The organism is Sporomusa sp. GT1 (assembly GCF_014634905.1).
Lineage (GTDB): Bacteria > Bacillota > Negativicutes > Sporomusales > Sporomusaceae > Sporomusa > Sporomusa sphaeroides.
The window spans coordinates 536,725-556,318 of the sequence record NZ_BMBX01000001.1 but is presented as its reverse complement, the minus strand read 5'-3'; the positions used below and the strand labels follow the sequence as shown (position 1 = coordinate 556,318).

The following is a 19,594-nucleotide window of genomic DNA, read 5'->3' as shown; positions in this document are numbered from 1 at the left end:
ATGTGTCCCGATTCTCATATTTTAAGTTCTTATATTCGAAAGGAGAAGAGAAAATGGCATTAACAGGTTTGGATATTTTCAAACAACTACCCAAAACTAACTGTAAAGATTGCGGTTCACCTACCTGCCTAGCTTTTGCAATGGCAATGGCTAATGGTAAAGCATCCCTTGATATGTGCCCGCATGCAACTGAGGCTGCTAAAGAAACACTAGGTGCAGCAACTGCGCCTCCTGTACGCACCGTTAAAGTAGGTGTAGGCGAACAGGAAATCGTGATGGGTGACGAAACCGTCCTCTTCCGTCATGACAAAACCTTCTATCATCCTACCGCATTGGCTATTCAAATTTCCGATACTCTGTCCGGTGCAGAACTAGATGCTAAAATTGCTAAAGTTAACGCTTTGGTAATGGACCGCGTTGGACAACAAATTGCTATAGATATGGTTGCTATCACTAACTGCTCTGGCAATGCCGCTACCTTTAAAGCCGCTGTTGAGGCTGTAGCTGCTAAAGCTAACTTCGCTCTCATGCTGGTTGCCGATGCCGCAGGTTTAGAAGCTGCTGTTCCTGCCGTAGCTGCTAAGAAACCCCTTCTTCACGCCGCAACTGCTGAAAACTGGGAAAAAGTTGTAGAGCTGGCTAAAGCTAATAACTGCCCGGTAGTAGTAAAAGGTAATGGACTTGATGATACTGCTGCTTTAGTTGAAAAAGTGGCTGCTCAATATAAAGAGTTAGTTATTGACTTCGGTAATCAAAGTCAAGCCAAAACTTTGGCTGAAATGGTTAATGCCCGCCGTCTGGCAATCAAGAAAAAATTCCGTCCGTTTGGCTATCCGATGCTTGCTTGCACTCAAGCAACCTGCGCCAGGGAAGAAATCGTTGAAGCAGCTACTTATGTTGCTAAATATGCCAGCATTATTTGCATGAAGGCTGACGAACAAGCCCTGCTGTTGCCATTGATGGCTTGGCGTATGAACATCTACACTGATCCGCAAAAACCGATGGCTGTTGACGCTAAGGTTTATGAAATTGGTGACGTTACTCCGGACAGCCCTGTATATATCTGCACTAACTTTGCTCTTACCTACTTTGCTGTTGAAGGCGAAGTTGTTGGCAGTAAAATCCCTGGCTATATCGTAGCTGTCGACACTGACGGCGCATCAGTTCTTACTGCCTGGGCTGCTGGTAAATTCGTGGCCGAGCCGATTGCCGAGTTTGTTGAGAAAATGGGTATTATGAGCAAAGTTAACCATAAAAGTATTGTTATTCCTGGTTATGTTGCTATCATCAGTGGCAAGCTTAAAGAAAAGTCCGGTTTGGATGTAATCGTCGGACCTCAGGAAGCCGCTGGCATTCCGGCTTTTGCCAAAGCTAATTACCCGCACCTGATGAAGTAATATTTTCTTTATACTTGCTAACAAATGCTGAACTATCGGCATTACAAATCAGGAGGATAATTTAGGATGAACAAAAGGTTCGTAACATTTCTTCCCGCCGGTGTGAAAGTCGAAGTAGAATCAGGAACGGATTTGCTTACTGCCGCAGGCAAGGCTAATATTGAGATAAAAGCACCATGCGGCGGTGACGGTACCTGTGGTAAGTGTGCAATTCATCTCAGAAGCGGTAAAGCGAAAGCGAGAAGGGAAAGCCACTTGGCAGCGCGGCTTATGGAAAAAGGCGTCAACTTAGCCTGTCAAACGCTGGTTCAAGACGAGGATTTGGTGGTAGAAATACCGAAAACTTCTGCCATGAGCAAGCATCAGGTCCTGGTTGACAGCAGTCCGGTAAATGCAGGTATGTCGGAAGCATTAAGCAATTATTTGCTTAATGTCTGGCAGCTTAAAGAATTGCTGTTAGAAAAGCAAGAAAGCCCGCTTAACGGTTATCCATTGCATCCGCTGTGCCGGAGTATACGGTTGACCTTGCCGGCAGCCAATCTTCAGGACAATCGTGATGATTTGAATCGCCTGACCATGGTTCTACGGAAAGAAACTAAATGTACGGACATTCATGTTCCTCTGGCAATTATTCGTGATTTGGGGGAAATTCTAAGGGCTGATAACTTTAAGGTAACTGTACTGCTGTCTGAGGTTGGTGGTAAAGCTGAAGTGATTGCCGTTGAGCCAGGTCATAGCCATCGGCCGCTGTACGGTATAGCCGTTGATATTGGGACTACTACCGTAGCAGCTTATCTTCTTGACCTTGAAAAAGGCAGAGTTGTCGATACGGCGGGAACTCATAACCGGCAGGCCCGTTTTGGTGATGATGTCATTAGCCGTATTGTATATGCTGTCGATGAAACGGATGGACTTAAAACTATTCATCAAGCTATCATCGATACAGTAAATAACTTGGTTTCAGACATATTGGTAAAACATAGAGCTATTAGAGAAAATGATATTCGTGTAATTATGACGGCTGGGAATACGACCATGGCGCATTTGTTCCTGGGGATTAACCCCAAATTTATACGTTTGGAACCGTATATTCCCACAGCTAATTTTTTCCCGGTTGTTAAAGCGCAGGAATTAGGACTGAGAGTTAATCCTGATGCTCCGGTGTTTAGTTATCCGTCAGTCGCCAGTTATGTGGGCGGCGATATCGTTTCCGGAACTTTATTTACCAATATGGGGAAAGAAGACGCGCCCATATCTCTCCTGATTGACATTGGTACGAACGGTGAAATGGTATTAGGTGCCGGTGATTGGCTGGTTACCTGTTCTTGTTCTGCCGGACCGGCATTTGAAGGTTCTGGGATAACCTTTGGTATGAGGGCTATGTATGGTGCTATTGAGCGCATGGAAATCGACCCTCAAACCTATGAAGTATCTTACACTACCATCAATAACGGCAGAGCCATTGGTATCTGCGGTTCAGGATTAATCGACTGCCTGGCGAAACTGCGGCGTACCGGTATTATCGACCGGGCGGGCAAGTTTCAGACCAGTCTGCCAACTGACCGGATGCGTATTGGTGAGGCAGGCCCTGAATTTGTTCTTGTCTGGCAGGACGATTCTGACCTTGACCGCGATGTCATCATTAGCGAAGCTGATGTCAAAAATCTGCTCAGAGCAAAAGGTGCTGTATTTGCCGGAATTCGTACCATGCTGAATGTGGTCGGTTTTGAACTGGACAGTATCGAAAACATCTATGTGGCAGGCGGATTTGGCAACTATCTCAATATTCCTGATGCTATAGCCATTGGTCTGTTGCCTGATATACCTGTACAAAAGTACAAATATGTGGGTAATACATCAGCCAAAGGGGCCTGCATGGCGCTATTGTCTCAGGAAGCATGGGCTGAAGCCAACAATCTGGCAAGTAAGCTGACGTATATCGAATTATCGGTCGGAAACTTATTTATGGACGAATTTGTATCATCCCTGTTTATTCCACATACTGATTTAACACTATTTCCCAATGTTGATCTTTAATAATTTAAAGCTATAGTTTGGGAGCATTGAAAGGAGTTTCAAGACATGGCAAAACAAATAGCAGTGGCAGGAAAAGGAGGTACAGGTAAGACTACATTTACCGCACTCCTTATCCGGTATTTGGTTAAAAACAATAAAGGTTCCATCCTGGCGGTTGACGCTGATGCCAATGCCAACCTGAATGAAGCCCTAGGCATGGAAATTGAACAAACAATTTCTGAGCTGATAACCAGTACCAAAAACCCGAAAAATATTCCTGCCGGTATGACTCAGGAGACGTATATAGAATATAAACTCCAATCGTCTTTAGTTGAATCAGACTATGTTGATATGCTGGTGATGGGGGGGCCTGAGGGTCCGGGCTGCTATTGTTTTCCTAATAACCTCCTGAAGGGTTATATGGATAAGCTTAGCAAAAACTACAGCTATGTACTTATGGATAATGAGGCAGGACTGGAACACATTAGCCGCCGGGTAACGCAGGATATTGATTATATGTTCGTTGTCAGCGATGCTTCGGCACGGAGTATTCGTTCAGCCGGCCGTGTTCGCCAACTTGTCGATACCCTTAAGTCGGATGTAAAGAAGATCTATTTGATTGTTACTAAGACGCAAAATGATGAGGACATTGCCGAACTCAAAGCTGAGATCGATAAAACCGGTCTTACCTTAATCGGTGTAATCCCTTATGACCCCCAAGTAGCCAAATATGACTTATTAAGCCAGCCGTTGTTTGATTTACCAGATAACTCGGTGGCTGTACAGGCGGTTAACGCCATTTGTAAAGAAGCACAAATCTAAAAGTCTGGAAGGAGCGTAACTATGGCAACAAATATGTTGAAAGAAAAATATATCGGTAAAATTAATACCGTTACCATCGGTGCTACCAAAGAACAAGGTGGCACCCGTACCAGCACAGTAACCGTTGGCGGCGACGCCACTATGCCGTTCCTCCAATTCGAAGGCGATATGCCCTTAAAACCGGTTGTCGCCATGGAAATTCAGGATGTTAAACCTGACTGGCACCCGTTATTGAACGAAGTATTTGCCGATGTGATGGATTGCCCGGTTAAATGGGCCCAAAAATGCGTGGAATGCGGCGCAGACCTGATTTACCTCAAGCTTGCCGGTGCTGATCCCGATGGAGCGAACAAGAGCCCCGAAGATTGCGCTAAAATAGTTAAAGAGGTCTTGGCTGCCGTAGGCGTACCTCTTATCGTAGTCGGTTGCGGCAATGACGAAAAAGACAACGCCGTTCTGCCTGTTGTTGCCGAATCCGCTGCCGGTGAAAACCTGCTTATTGGTTTGGCTGAACAGGACAACTATAAGTCGGTTGCTGCCGCTGCTATGGTTCACAAGCATAAAGTGCTGGCACAAAGCCCGCTTGATATCAACATCTGCAAACAGCTCAACATCCTTATTACTGAATTAGGTCTGGCTGCCGATAACATTATTATCGACCCGAGCACAGCCGCTCTTGGCTATGGTATAGAGTATACTTATTCGATTCTTGAACGCGGACGTCTGGGCGCTCTTGGCGGCGACAAAATGCTGTCCCAACCGGTAATTTGCCAAGTTGGTTATGAAGCATGGCGCGCCAAAGAGGCTGTTGCTGCCGAAGCCGATTTCCCGAACTGGGGCGTTCAAGCAGACCGTGCCATTCTATGGGAAGCCATGACTGCTGCCGGCCTGTTACAAGGTGGCGCTCATATCATGGTGCTCCGTCATCCGGAAGCAGTTCGTCTCTTCAAGAAAAATGCTGAAGCTTTAATGGCGGCTCCAGAAATCTAAGCTATAGTATCTGCAACGACTATCGGGTATTCTCAAACATTTCATCTGTAAATATATGTATGGGTTTTCTTAAAATTAATTATATATTGAGGAGGATTTGCTAATGATTATTATTGGTGAAAGAATTAATGGTATGTTTAAAGATATCGGTAAGGCTATCCGGGAGCATGACCCGAAGCCGTTACAAGAGTGGGCTGCTAAACAAAAAGAGGGTGGCGCTCATTATCTTGACGTAAACACCGGCCCCAACTCCGAAGACCAATCAGTAGATCTTCCTTGGATGGTTAATGTTTTAAAAGAGTGTACCGATTTGCCGCTGGCTATTGATACCACTGACTATGATGCTATGGAAGCCGCTCTTATCGCTTACGGCAAACCCGGCGCAATCATAAACTCCATTGGTTGTGAGCAAGAAAAAATCGATCGCGTTTTTCCAATGGCTGCTAAATACCAAGCTGACGTTGTTTGCCTGTGCATTAATAAAGTCGGTATTCCTAAGAGCGCAGAAGACCGTGTTGCTATGGCTATGGAATTCGTTGCCAATGCCGAAGCATATGGCCTGCAACCTGACAATCTGTACATTGATCCTATTATTTTACCGGTTAACGTGGCACAGGAGCATGGTGTTGAGGCATTAGAAACCATTCGCCAAATTAAAATGATTTCTAATCCTCCTCCCAAAACTACTGTTGGTCTCTCCAATATTTCCCAAAAGAGCCCGCATCGTCCGCTCATTAACCGCACCTTTGCAATAATGGCGATGACTGCCGGTTTGGATTCCGCTATTTGCGATGCTAATGACGATAACTTGGTAGATGCTATTGCTACCGCCCGCTTGATTCTCAACCAAGATATTTACTGCGACTCCTATGCTAAGGTGTTCAGACAGCGGTAATTAGTTCCGCTGGGGGTGTACTCCCGGAAAGGAGGTCAATGATGTCAACGGTAAATCAACCCGTTAAGGAAAAAACTTCTTTCTGCCGGGAAATGGAAGAAAAGTCACATCAGCCGATCACTTCATGCTATCATTGCATGAAGTGTGCTGGTGGCTGTCCGATTAACTTTGTCATGGAGCATAATAACTATGAAATATTGCGGATGATTCAGCTGGGGGAAAAGGACAAAGTATTTACAAGCAATACTCCCTGGTTATGCGTTGGTTGCAAGACCTGCGCTGTACGCTGTCCGAACGGCATCGATACGTCTAAAGTTATGGATACCATTAAAATGGAAACCATTGCTGAAGATAAGATTCCGGCTAGTCATTACAATATCAAATTGTTTTATGAATTGTTTCTCGACTCCATGAAAGGCTTCCCGGTAATCGGCGGCGAAGGCCGCGGTTATGAACTTGGACTTATGGGACTTTACAAACTGTGTACAGGGACTTATTTTGCGGATATGGACCTCGGCAAAGAAATGACAAAACGGGGCAAGATGCCATTCTTACCTCATAATGCACTTAAGCGGCGCAAAGGCGAAATCAAGAAAATATTCCAGAGAGCAAAGGAGAAAAAGGTACGATGAAACTAGGTTATTATCCGGGATGTTCCCTTCACTCCACAGCAGCCGAATATAATATGGCTACCGAGGCTGTATTTGATGCCTTGGACCTGGAATTGGCTGAATTGCCGGAGTGGAATTGCTGTGGTGCGACTGCCGGACACTCCACTGACCGTTTCCTTTCGCTCGCTTTGCCGCTGAGAAATCTTGTTATCGCCGAAGTCGAACAGCAGAAAGAATTAGTGCTGCCATGTGCCGCCTGTTATAATCTTGTAAAAGCCGCTGATCATTACGTGCGGGAAGGTACTCCGGAAGCCAAAGATGCTAACGAAGAACTGAAAAGCATAATGGGTGCGTCCTATAGCGGTAATGTCCATGTTACACATCCATTGGAAGTCATCATGAGAAAAGAAATTCTTAGCAGAGTGGGTGGGGAGGTCAAAAGACCCCTTAAGGGACTTAAGCTTGCACCTTATTACGGGTGTTTGCTTACAAGGCCGACCTATGTAGCTTTTGACGATGTAGAGCAGCCACAAGCAATGGATAAGCTGATGAATATGGTCGGAGCCGATGTGCGGAAATGGTCGTACAAAACCGACTGTTGTGGTGGCAGCTTAACAGTACCACGTACTGACGTTGTTTATGAGATAACCAAAAACTTGGTAACTGCTGCTCAACGGGCAGGCGCTGACGCTATTGTGACTGCATGTCCGTTATGTCAAATGACTCTGGAAACCCGGCAGAAAGAAATTCAAAAACCAATACCTATATTTTTCTTCACCGAGTTGCTCGGGATTAGTTTCGGACATCCTGAAGCAAAAAAATGGATGAAGAAACATATTATTGATCCCGTACCGCTCTTGACATCATTGCAGTTGTTGTAACCGATCCAGAGAAACCGGCAGAACTATTATTAGGTATGTCCGGTTTCTCTGCGGTTATACATCGGTAGTCCACCAAGCCCAAATCCATAGTATTCTTATTCATCCTATGGCTTTAGTCTTGGTGGGCTACTCACAATGATGGTGAAGCAAAGATATTTTATCGAAAGGCAGTGAGAGCCATGCAAAAGGATGTGCTCGTTATTGGCGGTGGCATTGCCGGTCTGCAGGCGGCTCTGGAATTAGCTGGGGCAGGATACCCTGTTCATTTGATAACAGATGAAGCAAATCTGGGTGGAAAACTGGTCGATTCATCAGAAAATGGCAGCAAGGCAGCCTGTGTCTGGGGTGATCAGGTTAACATTTCTGCTTTGTATTTGGGCGGCAATCTCCATGCATCCAGTACGGTATTGGGTTCGCTCATTACCCGTGCCTACAACAATCCGCTTGTTCATCTCTATACCAGCAGCAAACTGGTCGAACTGCAGGGCGATGTAGGCCACTTCCAAGCTACCATTAGCGATGTCGCAACCGGCAAGCGCACCCAAAAACTCGTCGTCGGAGCGGTTATTCTGGCAGCCGGTTTCAGCATGTATGATGTGTCTAAAAAAGGCGAATACGGCTATGGATATCATAAGAACGTTGTCACCAGCTTAGAGTTTGAGCATATGCTCTCTGAGAGCCGCTATCGTTCAGACTGTATCAGACGGCCATCGGACGGCAAATGCGCGGAAAAAATTGCGTTCATACAGTGTGTAGGCTCCCGTGACGTAGTGTCAAAGGGAGAATACTGTTCGGCAATATGCTGTATGTTTACCGCCAAAGAAGCAATCTTGGCAAAAGAATTTTCTCCTAAAACCGATGTTACGGTTTTTTACCTTGATCTTAGGGCCTGTGGCAAGAATTTTGACACCTTCTTATCCCGGGCTCAGGAATTAGGTACCAAATATGTGCGGACCATGATTTCCGAGGTAAAAGAAGACCCCGTGACGGAGAAATTATCCATTAATTATGCCGCAGCCAGCAAACCGCTTGCTGAAGAATTTGATTTGGTGGTTCTTGCAGCAGGTATTCGTCCGTCCACCCGTCTGAAAGAAACTGCCGGAATTTTACAACTTCCTCTTAATGAACATGGCTTTGTGCAGGTAGATCCCCTTGACCCGGTAAATACCAAACGCCCCGGCGTATTTTCTGTCGGCGGCAGTCAAGGTCCGCTTGATGTTCCCGAGACTATGGCTTTGGCCAGCGCCGCAGCTGCTGCTACAGCCAGAGTACTGGGCAAATCAGAGGGGCGACCGGCTCGCAAGCCTGTGGCTGAACGTGATGTAACGAAAGAACCGCTCAGACTTGGCGTTTTCCTCTGCAAAAGCGGGTTAGCCGCTATGGGAGCTGATACCGAAGCTGTGATTCAGGCAGCCAAAGGCCAAGGCGATGTAGTAGTGGTTGAATGCGACCAAGCGGTCTGTCAACCGGAAGCTATAGCTAAAATACAAAACCTGATTGCTACCCAGGGGCTCAACCGCATTGTGGTTGCTCCCTGTGTCTTGAAACACAATCTTACTCTCTTCCAGGAGGCTGCGCAGGCTGCAGGCTTAAATCGCATGCTGGTTGAAATGGCCCCTGTGCCTGTGAAGAATTGGGAGAATCATTCTGAGAAGGCCAACAGTGCGGCTATTGCTGTTACTGTGCGTGCTGTCAAGGATGTCAAGAACTTTAAACCGCTAAGATGGCATGCTGAACCGGTTGTTCCCCGTGCGCTGATCGTTGGCGGCGGTGTTACCGGCATGGCTGCGGCATTAGCGTTAGCTGATCGTGGCTATAGTTCTACCATTGTTGAGAAGTCGGCCGAACTTGGCGGCTATGTCCGTAATTTTACCGGCAGCTTAGAAACCGATGACCTAAAGAAAACTGTCGAAAATTTGGAAAAGCAAGTTGCCAAGAATGACAAGATTGAGGTGCTGGTTAACTCGGAAGTTGCCCACTTCAGCGGTCGTCAGGGCCATTTCATCACTTTGGTGGCAACCGGTCAGGGACAGATAAAAACAACTAAGAATGTGGAACATGGCGTGGTAATCCTGGCTACAGGCACGACAACCTATGTTCCGGCCGAATATATGTATGGTGAAGATCAGCGGGTTATCACCGGTGTTGAGGCTATGTACCGGCTGGTTGACGGGCGTTTGCCGGCAAAAGGCGAGCCTACCTATGTCTTTGTCCAATGCGTCGGCTCGCGCAATGAGGAGCACAAATACTGCAGCCGTACCTGCTGCGGTGAAACCGTATATGCGGCTGCCAAAATTAAAGAGCAAAACCCTGATGCCAAGGTATATGTGTTATCCCGTGATATCCGCACGCCTGGCTATCTTGAACTCAAATACCGTGATGCCCGGAAAGCCGGCGTAGTGTTTGTCCACTATGACGAAACTGACAAGCCGGTATTAGTAAAAGACAAAGACGGCAACCTGTCGATGGCTGTTAATGATCCGCAATCCGGACTGACCTTGAATTTGAAACCGGATCAGGTGATTTTGGCAGTAGCTCAGACGGCTTCCAAGGAAGCCGAGCAGCTTGCCAATATTTTCAAGATTCAGGTTAATGCCGATGGTTTCCTTTCCGAAACCCACTCAAATTTTGGTACGATTGCTTTCCCTGGCGGCGGCATCTTTATATCCGGTGCAGCCCATGGGCCAAAATCAGTGGTTGAATGTCTGACCCAAGCTAAAGGCGTAGCTGGGCGCGCGGCTCGTATTCTGGCACAGCCTGCACTCATGATGGGTGGTATGGTGGCTGAGGTAGAATGGGAAAAATGCGCAGCCTGCCTGACTTGTGTACGGACTTGCCCTTACACTATCCCACAAATCACTCGCGAGAAGAAAGAAATGGGCGCTGCCTATATTCCGCCTGCTGATTGCCGTGGCTGTGGCATGTGTGCATCCGAATGTCCGAATAAGGCTATTTTTGTCCATCATTATCAGGACGATGAGGTACTCTCACGGGTTGAGACCGCGTTGACGGAGGTGGGTTAATATGAGTGAAGGTAAAGTTGTTGGTTTTGTTTGCCGCTTGTGTGCGCTAATTAGCTCTGACCTTGGCCCTCCAGCCGATGTTAACGTGAAAATCGAAACCGTTGAATTGCCTTGCGCCGGTAAAGTTGACGGCAGACTGCTGTTAGAGGCTTTTGAAAAGGGCGCTGACGCTGTCTTTGTCGCTGGCTGTCCTGAGCATGAGTGCATGAACGTCAATGGCAGTTCACGTGCCCGGAAACGTTTGGAGCATATCCAGGAAATTTTGGATCAAGTCGGCATTGGCCGGGAACGGTTAGTTATGTACAACGTGTCCGGCACCCATGGTCCGCGTTTTGCCCATATCGCCCGGGATATGGCCGGCCTCTTAGAGAAATTAGGTCCGAGTCCGCTTAAGGCCCGGAAGGCCTAGAAAGGAGACGAGTCAAGCGATATGATAGTTGCACAAATAAAGCCAATTGAAGAAATTGCCGAAAGTATAAAAGGCGCTAAAAAAGTACTGGTTGCCGGTTGCGGCGGCTGTGTTACCGTATGTCTGTCCGGTGGGCAAAAAGAAGCCGATATTCTGGCCAGTGCCTTGCGGATGAAGCTGGAGGTTGACGGTCAGCCTACCTCTATCGAAACTGCTACTTATGAGCGGCAGTGTGATCCGGAATATGCGGCCAGATTTAAAGAACATCTTAAAGATGTTGATGTTGTGGTGTCCGTGGCTTGTGGCGTTGGTGTGCAGTACATGGCGGAAACCTATCCGGAAATTATTTTTGTACCAGGCCAAAACACTACCTTTGCCGGCGCTGCTATTGAGCATGGCATCTGGGAAGAACGCTGTATGCTATGCGGCGAGTGTGTACTTGCCAAAACCGGCGGCGTATGTCCTATTATCCGTTGCTCCAAGAGCTTGATGAATGGTCCGTGTGGCGGTTCCCAAAACGGTGTTTGCGAAATCAGCAAAGATACCCCATGCGGATGGCAGCTTATTTATGATCGCCTCAAAAGCCAAAACCGTCTGGAAATGATGACCGAGGTATTACCCGCAAAAGACTGGTCGAAGAGCAGAGACGGCGGTCCCCGCAAAATTGTGAGGGAGGATGTGCGGTTATGAGCGAAGCAGTAGCAATTGACAAACAAGCTGTGTTAAAAACAGAAAGCAAATTAGAAAAACTGTACTCCTTAGGCCATTTTGTGGTGACAGGCGAACTTGGACCGCCCCAGCATTCTAACGGTCATGAATTAGAACACCATGCCCATGAACTTAAAGACATAGTGGATGGTTTTAACCTTACGGACAACCAAACAGCTATTGTGCGGCTGTCCAGCATTGCTGCCGGTGTCCATGTCCTTAAGGGCGGCGGCGTTCCCATTATTCAGATGACTTGCCGGGACCGTAACCGTATTGCCATGCAAAGCGATTTGCTGGGGGCTTATAGCATAGGAATTCGCGATGTATTATGCCTAAGCGGTGACCACCAGTCTTTCGGCAACCATCCGACAAGTAAAAATGTGTATGATGTTGATTCCGTACAATTGATTTCCATGGTCAAAAAGATGCGGGATGACAAAAAGTTTCTGTCCGATGCCGTTATCAAAACAGACGAGCCGCGTTTCTTTATCGGTGCTGTAGAAAATCCGTTTGGCGATCCCTTTGAATTCCGGGCTATCCGTCTTGAAAAGAAAGTAAATGCCGGCGCTGATTTCATCCAGACGCAGGCCATATTTGATATCGAAAAATTTGCCCGGTTCATGGAAATGGTAGTGGCCCGCGGTATTCATGAACGGACTAAGATTACTGCTGGTATTCTGCCTGTGCGTTCGGTAAAAGCGCTGCAGTACATGAAGAAAGACGTTGCCGGTATGGAAATTCCCGATAGCCTGATTGAGCGCATGAAGAAAACTGAGGACCCGAAAAAAGAGGGTATCCAGGTTGCTATTGAAATGTGCAACGAGCTCAAAAAGATCCCAGGTGTAGCCGGTATTCATATTATGCCTGTTGGCTGGGAAGCAGCCCTGCCTGAGATTGTAAAAGGAGCAGGGTTCCTGCCGCGTCCTAAAGTTTAATATCGTTGTTATCCCATAATCTGGCTAAGCATTGGTTTAGAAGGATATACTCAGGGAGAATGGTAGGGTCAGCCTGGGAAGAAAATGGCTGACCCTATATCCTATCATTTTGCGGCAATACTTTGAGTAACTTAAATTGTGCAAATTTTCACATATAAATTTAGTATAGTTACTCCTAGTCGTTGTTATGCTCCTTCAGGTACTGACTTGTCTTGGTAATTACAAGATGTCAAAAGAAAGGGTGAGATAACAAGCATGTGTTGTTCAAAAGTAACAAAAGATCAGGCATTGGAAATCATCAGAAGATACGAGCAAGTCTTGGCCATTATCAATCACTACGGTAAAGCCAAAGAGCAGTTGTTATCAATACTATTAGATATTCAGGCAACCTCCGGCGAAAACTACGTAGCCGAAGAATGGGCGGAAGTCGTCGCCTGCCAACTGGATGTGCCCATCAGCAAAGTCCATGATGTTCTTACCTTCTATGCCATGTTCAGTACGGTGCCCCGGGGCAAATATGTCATTGAAATCTGTAAAAGCACACCCTGCCATGTAACCAAAGCCGATGCCGTAGTGGCCCTGTTTGAAGCAGAATTGGGCATTAAGCTGGGTGAGACCACGCCTGACAACCAGTTTACCCTGCTGCACACCAGCTGTGTAGGCGCCTGTGATATTGGTCCGGTAGCCAAAATCGGCGATGAAGTCTATGGTAACCTGACCGCAGCCAAGGTAGCCGAAATTGTGACAAGTTACCGGGGGGTGTCGTCATGTCAAAAATAAACCAACTCATTTCCGGCAATTGCGGCGTCATTCGTCCTGACTGTACCGAAGCCTATGTAAAGTCCGGCGGGTATGAAGGCCTGAAAAAAGCCTTTACCATGAAACCGGAAGACATTATCGGCGAAGTGAAAAAGGCCAAGCTCTTAGGCCGCGGCGGCGCGGCGTATCCGGCCGGTTCCAAATGGGAACAGCTGCTGGAAATTCCCGAGTTCCCCAAATACATTGTCATTAACGCCGACGAAGGCGAGCCAGGCACCTTTAAGGATAAAATCCTTTTAGGCCAGGATCCGCTCCGGGTCATCGAAGGCATGACCATTGCCGGTTATGTGTTCAACTCCCACGACGGCTATATTTATATTCGCGGCGAATACCGCGCCATTCAGAAAGTTTTCCAAAGCGCCATCGACAACGCCGTCAAAGCCGGCTATCTGGGCAAAAACATCCTGGGCAGCGGCTTTGAATTCAACATCCACATCATGACCGGCGCCGGCGCCTATGTCTGCGGCGAAAACTCCGCCCTCTTAAACTCCATCGAAGGCAAGGCCGGCCGCCCGCGCATCAAACCGCCCCATCTGGCCGAAGTCGGCCTGTTCCTCCTGCCCACCCTCGTAAACAACGTAGAATCCATTGCCAACATCCCCACCATCGTCTTAGAAGGCGGCGACAAATACCTAAGCTATGGTACCAAAGACAGCGGCGGCACCAAGCTGGTCTGTCTGTCCGGTAACGTCGTTAACCGCGGCGTATACGAAATCCCCTTTGGCGTCAGCCTGCGCGATGTCATCTATGACCCTGAACTGGGCGGCGGCATCCCTGACGGCAAAAAACTAAAATTCTTCCATTTAGGCGGCCAGTCCGGCCCCATTGGCAGTGAGGCCCAGCTTGACACCCCCTATTGCTATAAAGCCCTCCGCAATGCCGGCTTAAGCGTCGGCTCCGGTGCCGTCGTCGTTATGGACGAAGACGTGTGCGTCATCGACTACCTCAAAGGCGTAACCGAATTCTTCATCCATGAATCCTGCGGCAAATGCACCCCCTGCCGCGAAGGCAACAAGCAAATCTATGAGATACTGGGCAAAATTTCCGCAGGTCAAGCAACCCAGCACGACATGACCGTGCTGCGGCGGTTAATTGACACCATGACCAATGCCTCCTTCTGTGGTTTGGGCCAATCGGCAGCCGTAGCCCTCAACACCTGCTGGAAGCTCTTTAAAGCCGAATTCGAAGATCACCTGAACCAGAAATGTCCGGCACAAATTTGCTTTACTGAACAGGAAAGAGGTGAGTAGTGTGGGTCATCATGCATCCGATCCCAACAAAATCGTCAACATTACCATAGACGGCATCCCCGTATCATGTCCTGAAACTACCCTGATCTTAGATGCCGCCAAAATGGTCGGCATCGACATTCCCGTACTCTGCTACCATCCGGACCTTAAAGTGCGTGCTACCTGCCGTCTGTGCGTAGTCGAGCTTAAAGGCCAGAAAAAACTCAAAACCGCCTGCAGCAACGAAGTCTGGGACGGCGCCGAATTCATCACCAACAGCCCGGCTGTCCGCCAGGCCAGAAAAGACGTGCTCGAACTCATATTGGCCGAACATCCCCAGGACTGCCTCCAGTGCATCCGAAACACCAACTGTGAACTCCAGCAGCTGGCCCGTGACTTTGGCATAGCTAAGCCCCTGTTTGAAAACCAGCCCAAACAAATCCCTGTCGAAGCCTCCAACGGCGTCATCGTCCGCGACATGTCCAAATGCGTCAAATGCGGCCGCTGTGTCGAAATGTGCCAGGAAGTCCAGACCGTCGGCGCCATCAACACCGCCCACCGGTCTGTGGACTACGAAATCACCACCGCCTTCGACCGGCCGCTCCAGGACAGCACCTGCGTCTACTGCGGCCAGTGCATAGCCGTCTGTCCTGTCGGCGCCCTCTACGAAAACGACGAAACCGAGAAAGTCTGGCAAGCCATTGCCGACACCGATAACCATGTACTCGTCCAAGTCGCTCCCGCCGTCCGGGTAGCCCTCGGCGAAGAATTCGGCCTCGCGCCAGGCAGCATCACCACCGGCAAAATGGTAGCCGCCCTGCGCCGCTTAGGCTTTGACAAAGTCTTTGACACCGACTTTGCCGCCGACGTCACCATCATGGAAGAAGGCAGCGAACTCCTCGAAAGAATGAGCCAGGGCGGTACCCTGCCCCTCATCACCTCCTGCAGCCCCGGCTGGATCAACTTTGTCGAAACCTTCTATCCCGACCTGCTGGACAACGTCTCCACCTGCAAATCGCCGCAGCAAATGTTTGGCGCTTTAGCCAAAAGCTATTACCCTGAAAAAGCCGGTATCGACGCCGCCAAAATCGTATCTGTCTCCATCATGCCCTGCACCGCCAAGAAATATGAAAGCGCGCGTCCCGAAATGAACGGCAGCGGCTACCGGGATGTCGATATCGTCTTAACCACCCGTGAACTGGCGAGAATGATCAAACAAGCCGGCTTTGACTTTAATAAACTGACCGAAGAAGAATTTGACGCACCCCTTGGCCTGTCCACCGGCGCCGCCGTCATCTTCGGCACCTCCGGCGGCGTTATGGAAGCCGCGCTCCGTACCGTCTACGAAGTAGTCACAGGCAAAGAACTGGCCAACGTCGATTTCGAAGGCGTACGCGGCCTCACCGGCGTTAAAGAAGCCGAAGTGGACCTTGACGGCAAGAAAGTCAAAGTGGCCATTGCCAACGGCCTGAAAAATGCCCGGGTCATTTTGGATAAAATCCGCGCCGGCGACTGTGAGTATCAGTTTGTGGAAATCATGTGCTGTCCTGGCGGCTGCATTGGCGGCGGCGGTCAGCCCTGGGGCACCACCAAGGCTACCAAGGAAGCCCGGATGGCCGGTCTGTATCAGGCTGACCGCGAGCTGCCTATCAGGCAGTCGCACAAAAATCCGGCGGTGAAAGCGTTGTATGACGAGTTCCTGGGTAAACCCTTAAGTCACAAATCCCATGAGCTGCTGCATACTCATTATCATCCCAAGCATAAGTAGATAAGCAGAGAACCAGGTTATTAGGAGCAGCGCGACGCTAGAACTTGTGTGAATCGCTTAGTTCCAAGCGGAGCGCGGAACTTCCTTTATAAAGGTTGTGATAAATGAGGACGGCTTCAAAAACAGCCGTCCTCATTTATTAATATATTGCAAATAGCTATTTGTAGAGTAGTGACAGGCTATGATAAAATAATGCCGAGGAGGAATGGAAGATGATCCTGATGATAGATAACTATGATTCTTTTGTATATAACCTCGTCCAGTACCTTGGCGAACTAGGGGAAGATATCCGGGTTTTTCGTAATGATAAAATAACAATTCCCCATATTGAAGACCTGCGTCCTGATCATATTATTATTTCACCTGGCCCATGTACGCCCAATGAGGCGGGTATCAGTCTGGAACTGATTCAACATTTTAAAGGAAAAATTCCGATAATGGGTGTTTGTCTTGGGCACCAGGCTATCGGTCAAGCCTTTGGCGGTGAGGTTGTGCGTGCTCCACGCCTGATGCATGGTAAAACCTCACAGGTGTTCCATGACGGTAAAGGCGTTTTTGCCGGACTGGCAAATCCGCTTACCGCTACCCGGTATCATTCATTAATTGTTAAAAAAGAAACCCTGCCTGCTTGTCTGGAGATTAGTGCCGAGACAGACGCTGGTGAAATTATGGGTATCCGTCATAAAGAGTATACTATTGAAGGGGTACAATTTCACCCTGAGTCCATTCTCACCGAAGCCGGACATACTATGCTGGAAAATTTTTTATCTTTAGATCCTAATTGGACAAGCAAGAGGAAAGGGGCCGGCCGGTAATGAATCCGACACCGATCATTCGCGAAATAACATGTGCGCTGCCGCCTGCTGAAGTGTTTGCCCTGTTTGCGCAGCAGCCCAATAGTGTGTATTTAGACAGTGGCAAAGATAATAACGGCCTCGGCCGCTATTCTTTTATTGCCCGTGATCCGTTTTTGGTATTTTCCAGTAAAGGGCAGACAATACAGCTGGAGGAAAAGGGCGGCAGCCTTACGTTTACAGGCAATCCTTTTGCCGAGCTTAAGCGGCTGCTCAACCAATACAAAACCCAAAAAGTACCCGGCTTACCGCCGCTGACAGGCGGAATTATCGGTTACTTCGGTTATGATATGGGATATTTGCTGGAAACGATTCCGGCGTTAAGTAATGATGATCTGAATAATCCTGATTGTATGTTAGGATTTTACGATACGGTTTTGATTTTTGACCACCATGCTAATAAGGCCTATATTGCGTCCAACGGGTTTCCGGAAAAAGATGAGCTCTCCCGGCGCAAACGAGCCGAAAACCGCATAACAGAATTGGCAGCTTTGGTAGCTCAGGCACAACCGCTGCCTGAGCCTCAGCCACAGATACCGGCAGGGGAGTACCGGTCAAACTTTACCCGCCAGGGACACTGTGATATGGTACAAAAGGGCATAGATTATATTGCCGCCGGTGATATTTTTCAGGTAAACTTAACACAGCGTTTTGAGGCTAAGGTGACTGTGCCGCCCTATGAGCTTTACCGTTATTTGCGGCATATCAATCCGGCTCCTTTTGCCTCCTATCTGAATTTTGGCGAAGTCATTGTTGCCAGTGCGTCGCCGGAACGGTATTTGCTGGTGACTGACAGAATGGTGGAGACAAGGCCGATAAAAGGGACCAGACCACGCGGCCAGGACCCTGAATCGGACCGGCAGCTTAGCCAGGAGCTGCTTAACAGTGCAAAAGACCGGGCCGAATTAGTTATGATAATTGACCTGGAACGCAATGATTTGGGTCGGGTGTGCGAATTTGGCAGTGTGCGTGTGCCTGATTTGATTCGCCTGGAGGAATATGCCACCGTGTTCCATCTGGTATCAACCGTGGTGGGAAAATTAGCGGAAGACAAGGATATCATTGATTTAGTCACCGCCTCTTTTCCCGGCGGCTCGATTACCGGTGCCCCTAAAGTCCGGGCCATGGAGATTATTGACGAGCTTGAAACGGTGCGCCGCAGTATTTACACCGGGTCTATCGGCTATATCGACTTTAATGGCGATGCCGATCTTAATATAGTTATTCGTACCTTTGTGATTAAGGGTGACTGTGCGTATTACCAGGTAGGGGGCGGTATTGTCGCTGATTCTGTACCTGAACTGGAATATGAGGAGAGTCTGGACAAAGCGCGGGCCCTGATGAAGGCTTTAGGTTATCAGATATAGACAGATTGGCTGGTGATACCATGCTTGTTTATTTTAATGGACATATTGTTTCAGCCGGGGAGGGTTTGGTGTCTCCGTTAGATCATAGTTTTCTTTATGGCCATGGCTTGTTCGAAACCATGCGCGCTTATAGTGGCAGGATATTCAGGTTACAGGCGCATCTGGAACGTCTGGAGGCTGGCGCAAGGTATTTACAATGGCCCCAATTGCCGGAGCGTGCTGAACTCAGTGACGCCATTGCAGCGGTACTTGAGAAAAATCAGCTCAAGGATGCTTCAGTACGGCTGACATTGTCACGCGGTACCGGGACACCGCGGCCTGATCCCGGCAGTTGTGGCCTGCCGACGGTAACGGTATTTGCCTCACCACTGCCGCCGCCATTGCCGCCCGCAGGCTGGCGTATTGCCACCGTTACGCTGCGGCGCAATCTATCTTCGCCGTTGGTTAGGATAAAGTCGGCTAATTATCTTGATAATATCCTGGCCAAAACAGAAGCAAAAGCGCTGGGGGCTCAGGAAGCCCTGATGCTTAATACTGACGGATTTGTTGCCGAAGGGTCGATGAGCAATATCTTTTTTGTTACCTCAGGCAGGTTAGTTACACCAGACGAAAATAGCGGCATTTTGCCTGGTGTAACCAGACGCACGGTTATTGAACTGGCGCAGGCGGCCGGGATACCGCTGGAAATCAGGCAAGTCAGGCCGGAAGAGCTTACCGGGGCTGACGAAATCTTTTTAACAAGTTCTGTAATGGAAATTATACCAGTGACTGTGCTTGATTCCCGGGTTATCGGCAATGAGCCGGCGCCTGGGGCCGTTACCGCTGTGCTTGCCAAGCTGTATCGGGACATAGTACCATTTTAAGTGACGT

Annotated in this window: 17 protein-coding genes; all 17 read left to right on the top strand. The window is 48.5% G+C overall.

Going from position 1 to position 19,594, the window contains the following annotated elements:
* The first annotated feature begins 53 nt into the window (after nucleotides 1-53).
* The 17 genes from acsC (at nucleotide 54) to GT1_RS02770 (ending at nucleotide 19,587) form a co-directional block, all read left to right on the top strand.
* On the top strand, nucleotides 54-1,397 hold the full coding sequence (gene acsC / locus GT1_RS02850) for an acetyl-CoA decarbonylase/synthase complex subunit gamma (RefSeq protein ID WP_188397218.1): 1,344 nt from the start codon (nucleotides 54-56) through the stop codon (nucleotides 1,395-1,397).
* Nucleotides 1,398-1,463: 66 nt separating this feature from the next.
* Complete coding sequence (locus GT1_RS02845) at nucleotides 1,464-3,434, top strand: ASKHA domain-containing protein (protein ID WP_188397216.1); 1,971 nt, start codon at nucleotides 1,464-1,466, stop codon at nucleotides 3,432-3,434.
* Nucleotides 3,435-3,479: 45 nt separating this feature from the next.
* Nucleotides 3,480-4,235: an AAA family ATPase gene (locus GT1_RS02840; RefSeq protein ID WP_188397214.1), complete on the top strand. Its 756-nt coding sequence runs from the start codon at nucleotides 3,480-3,482 to the stop codon at nucleotides 4,233-4,235.
* A gap of 21 nt (nucleotides 4,236-4,256) precedes the next feature.
* Entirely contained in the window at nucleotides 4,257-5,225 is a 969-nt protein-coding gene (locus GT1_RS02835) for an acetyl-CoA decarbonylase/synthase complex subunit delta (RefSeq protein WP_188397212.1), read from the top strand.
* 103 nt (nucleotides 5,226-5,328) lie between these two features.
* On the top strand, nucleotides 5,329-6,120 hold the full coding sequence (locus GT1_RS02830) for a methyltetrahydrofolate cobalamin methyltransferase (protein ID WP_188397210.1): 792 nt from the start codon (nucleotides 5,329-5,331) through the stop codon (nucleotides 6,118-6,120).
* 38 nt (nucleotides 6,121-6,158) lie between these two features.
* Complete coding sequence (locus tag GT1_RS02825) at nucleotides 6,159-6,752, top strand: 4Fe-4S dicluster domain-containing protein (protein ID WP_083945441.1); 594 nt, start codon at nucleotides 6,159-6,161, stop codon at nucleotides 6,750-6,752.
* Nucleotides 6,749-7,612, top strand: coding sequence for a CoB--CoM heterodisulfide reductase iron-sulfur subunit B family protein (locus tag GT1_RS02820; protein ID WP_075754465.1), 864 nt, complete (start codon nucleotides 6,749-6,751; stop codon nucleotides 7,610-7,612). Before GT1_RS02825 ends, GT1_RS02820 begins: the two co-directional genes overlap by 4 nt.
* Nucleotides 7,613-7,791: 179 nt before the next feature.
* Nucleotides 7,792-10,635, top strand: coding sequence for an FAD-dependent oxidoreductase (locus GT1_RS02815; RefSeq protein WP_075754467.1), 2,844 nt, complete (start codon nucleotides 7,792-7,794; stop codon nucleotides 10,633-10,635).
* 1 nt (nucleotide 10,636) lies between these two features.
* A complete protein-coding gene (locus GT1_RS02810; RefSeq protein WP_075754469.1) occupies nucleotides 10,637-11,044 on the top strand; it encodes a hydrogenase iron-sulfur subunit in 408 nt (135 codons plus the stop codon).
* A gap of 21 nt (nucleotides 11,045-11,065) precedes the next feature.
* Nucleotides 11,066-11,734 carry a methylenetetrahydrofolate reductase C-terminal domain-containing protein gene (locus GT1_RS02805; RefSeq protein ID WP_075754471.1) on the top strand — a complete coding sequence of 223 codons (669 nt, stop codon included), beginning with the start codon at nucleotides 11,066-11,068 and terminating at the stop codon, nucleotides 11,732-11,734.
* Nucleotides 11,731-12,687: a methylenetetrahydrofolate reductase gene (locus GT1_RS02800; protein WP_109298232.1), complete on the top strand. Its 957-nt coding sequence runs from the start codon at nucleotides 11,731-11,733 to the stop codon at nucleotides 12,685-12,687. The genes GT1_RS02805 and GT1_RS02800 overlap by 4 nt, the downstream gene beginning before the upstream one ends.
* Before the next feature lie 255 nt (nucleotides 12,688-12,942).
* Nucleotides 12,943-13,467, top strand: a complete 525-nt coding sequence (locus GT1_RS02795; protein ID WP_188397208.1) for an NAD(P)H-dependent oxidoreductase subunit E — start codon at nucleotides 12,943-12,945, stop codon at nucleotides 13,465-13,467.
* Nucleotides 13,455-14,756 (top strand): NADH-quinone oxidoreductase subunit F, encoded by a 1,302-nt coding sequence (locus tag GT1_RS02790; RefSeq protein WP_083945380.1) that lies wholly within the window; start codon nucleotides 13,455-13,457, stop codon nucleotides 14,754-14,756. The genes GT1_RS02795 and GT1_RS02790 overlap by 13 nt, the downstream gene beginning before the upstream one ends.
* A 1-nt stretch (nucleotide 14,757) precedes the next feature.
* Nucleotides 14,758-16,503: an NADH-dependent [FeFe] hydrogenase, group A6 gene (locus GT1_RS02785; RefSeq protein ID WP_223226014.1), complete on the top strand. Its 1,746-nt coding sequence runs from the start codon at nucleotides 14,758-14,760 to the stop codon at nucleotides 16,501-16,503.
* A gap of 212 nt (nucleotides 16,504-16,715) precedes the next feature.
* Entirely contained in the window at nucleotides 16,716-17,318 is a 603-nt protein-coding gene (gene pabA / locus GT1_RS02780) for an aminodeoxychorismate/anthranilate synthase component II (protein ID WP_075754473.1), read from the top strand.
* Complete coding sequence (gene pabB, locus GT1_RS02775; protein ID WP_223226013.1) at nucleotides 17,285-18,724, top strand: aminodeoxychorismate synthase component I; 1,440 nt, start codon at nucleotides 17,285-17,287, stop codon at nucleotides 18,722-18,724. Before pabA ends, pabB begins: the two co-directional genes overlap by 34 nt.
* Nucleotides 18,725-18,792: 68 nt before the next feature.
* Nucleotides 18,793-19,587 carry an aminotransferase class IV gene (locus GT1_RS02770; RefSeq protein WP_223226012.1) on the top strand — a complete coding sequence of 265 codons (795 nt, stop codon included), beginning with the start codon at nucleotides 18,793-18,795 and terminating at the stop codon, nucleotides 19,585-19,587.
* Nucleotides 19,588-19,594 lie beyond the last annotated feature (7 nt).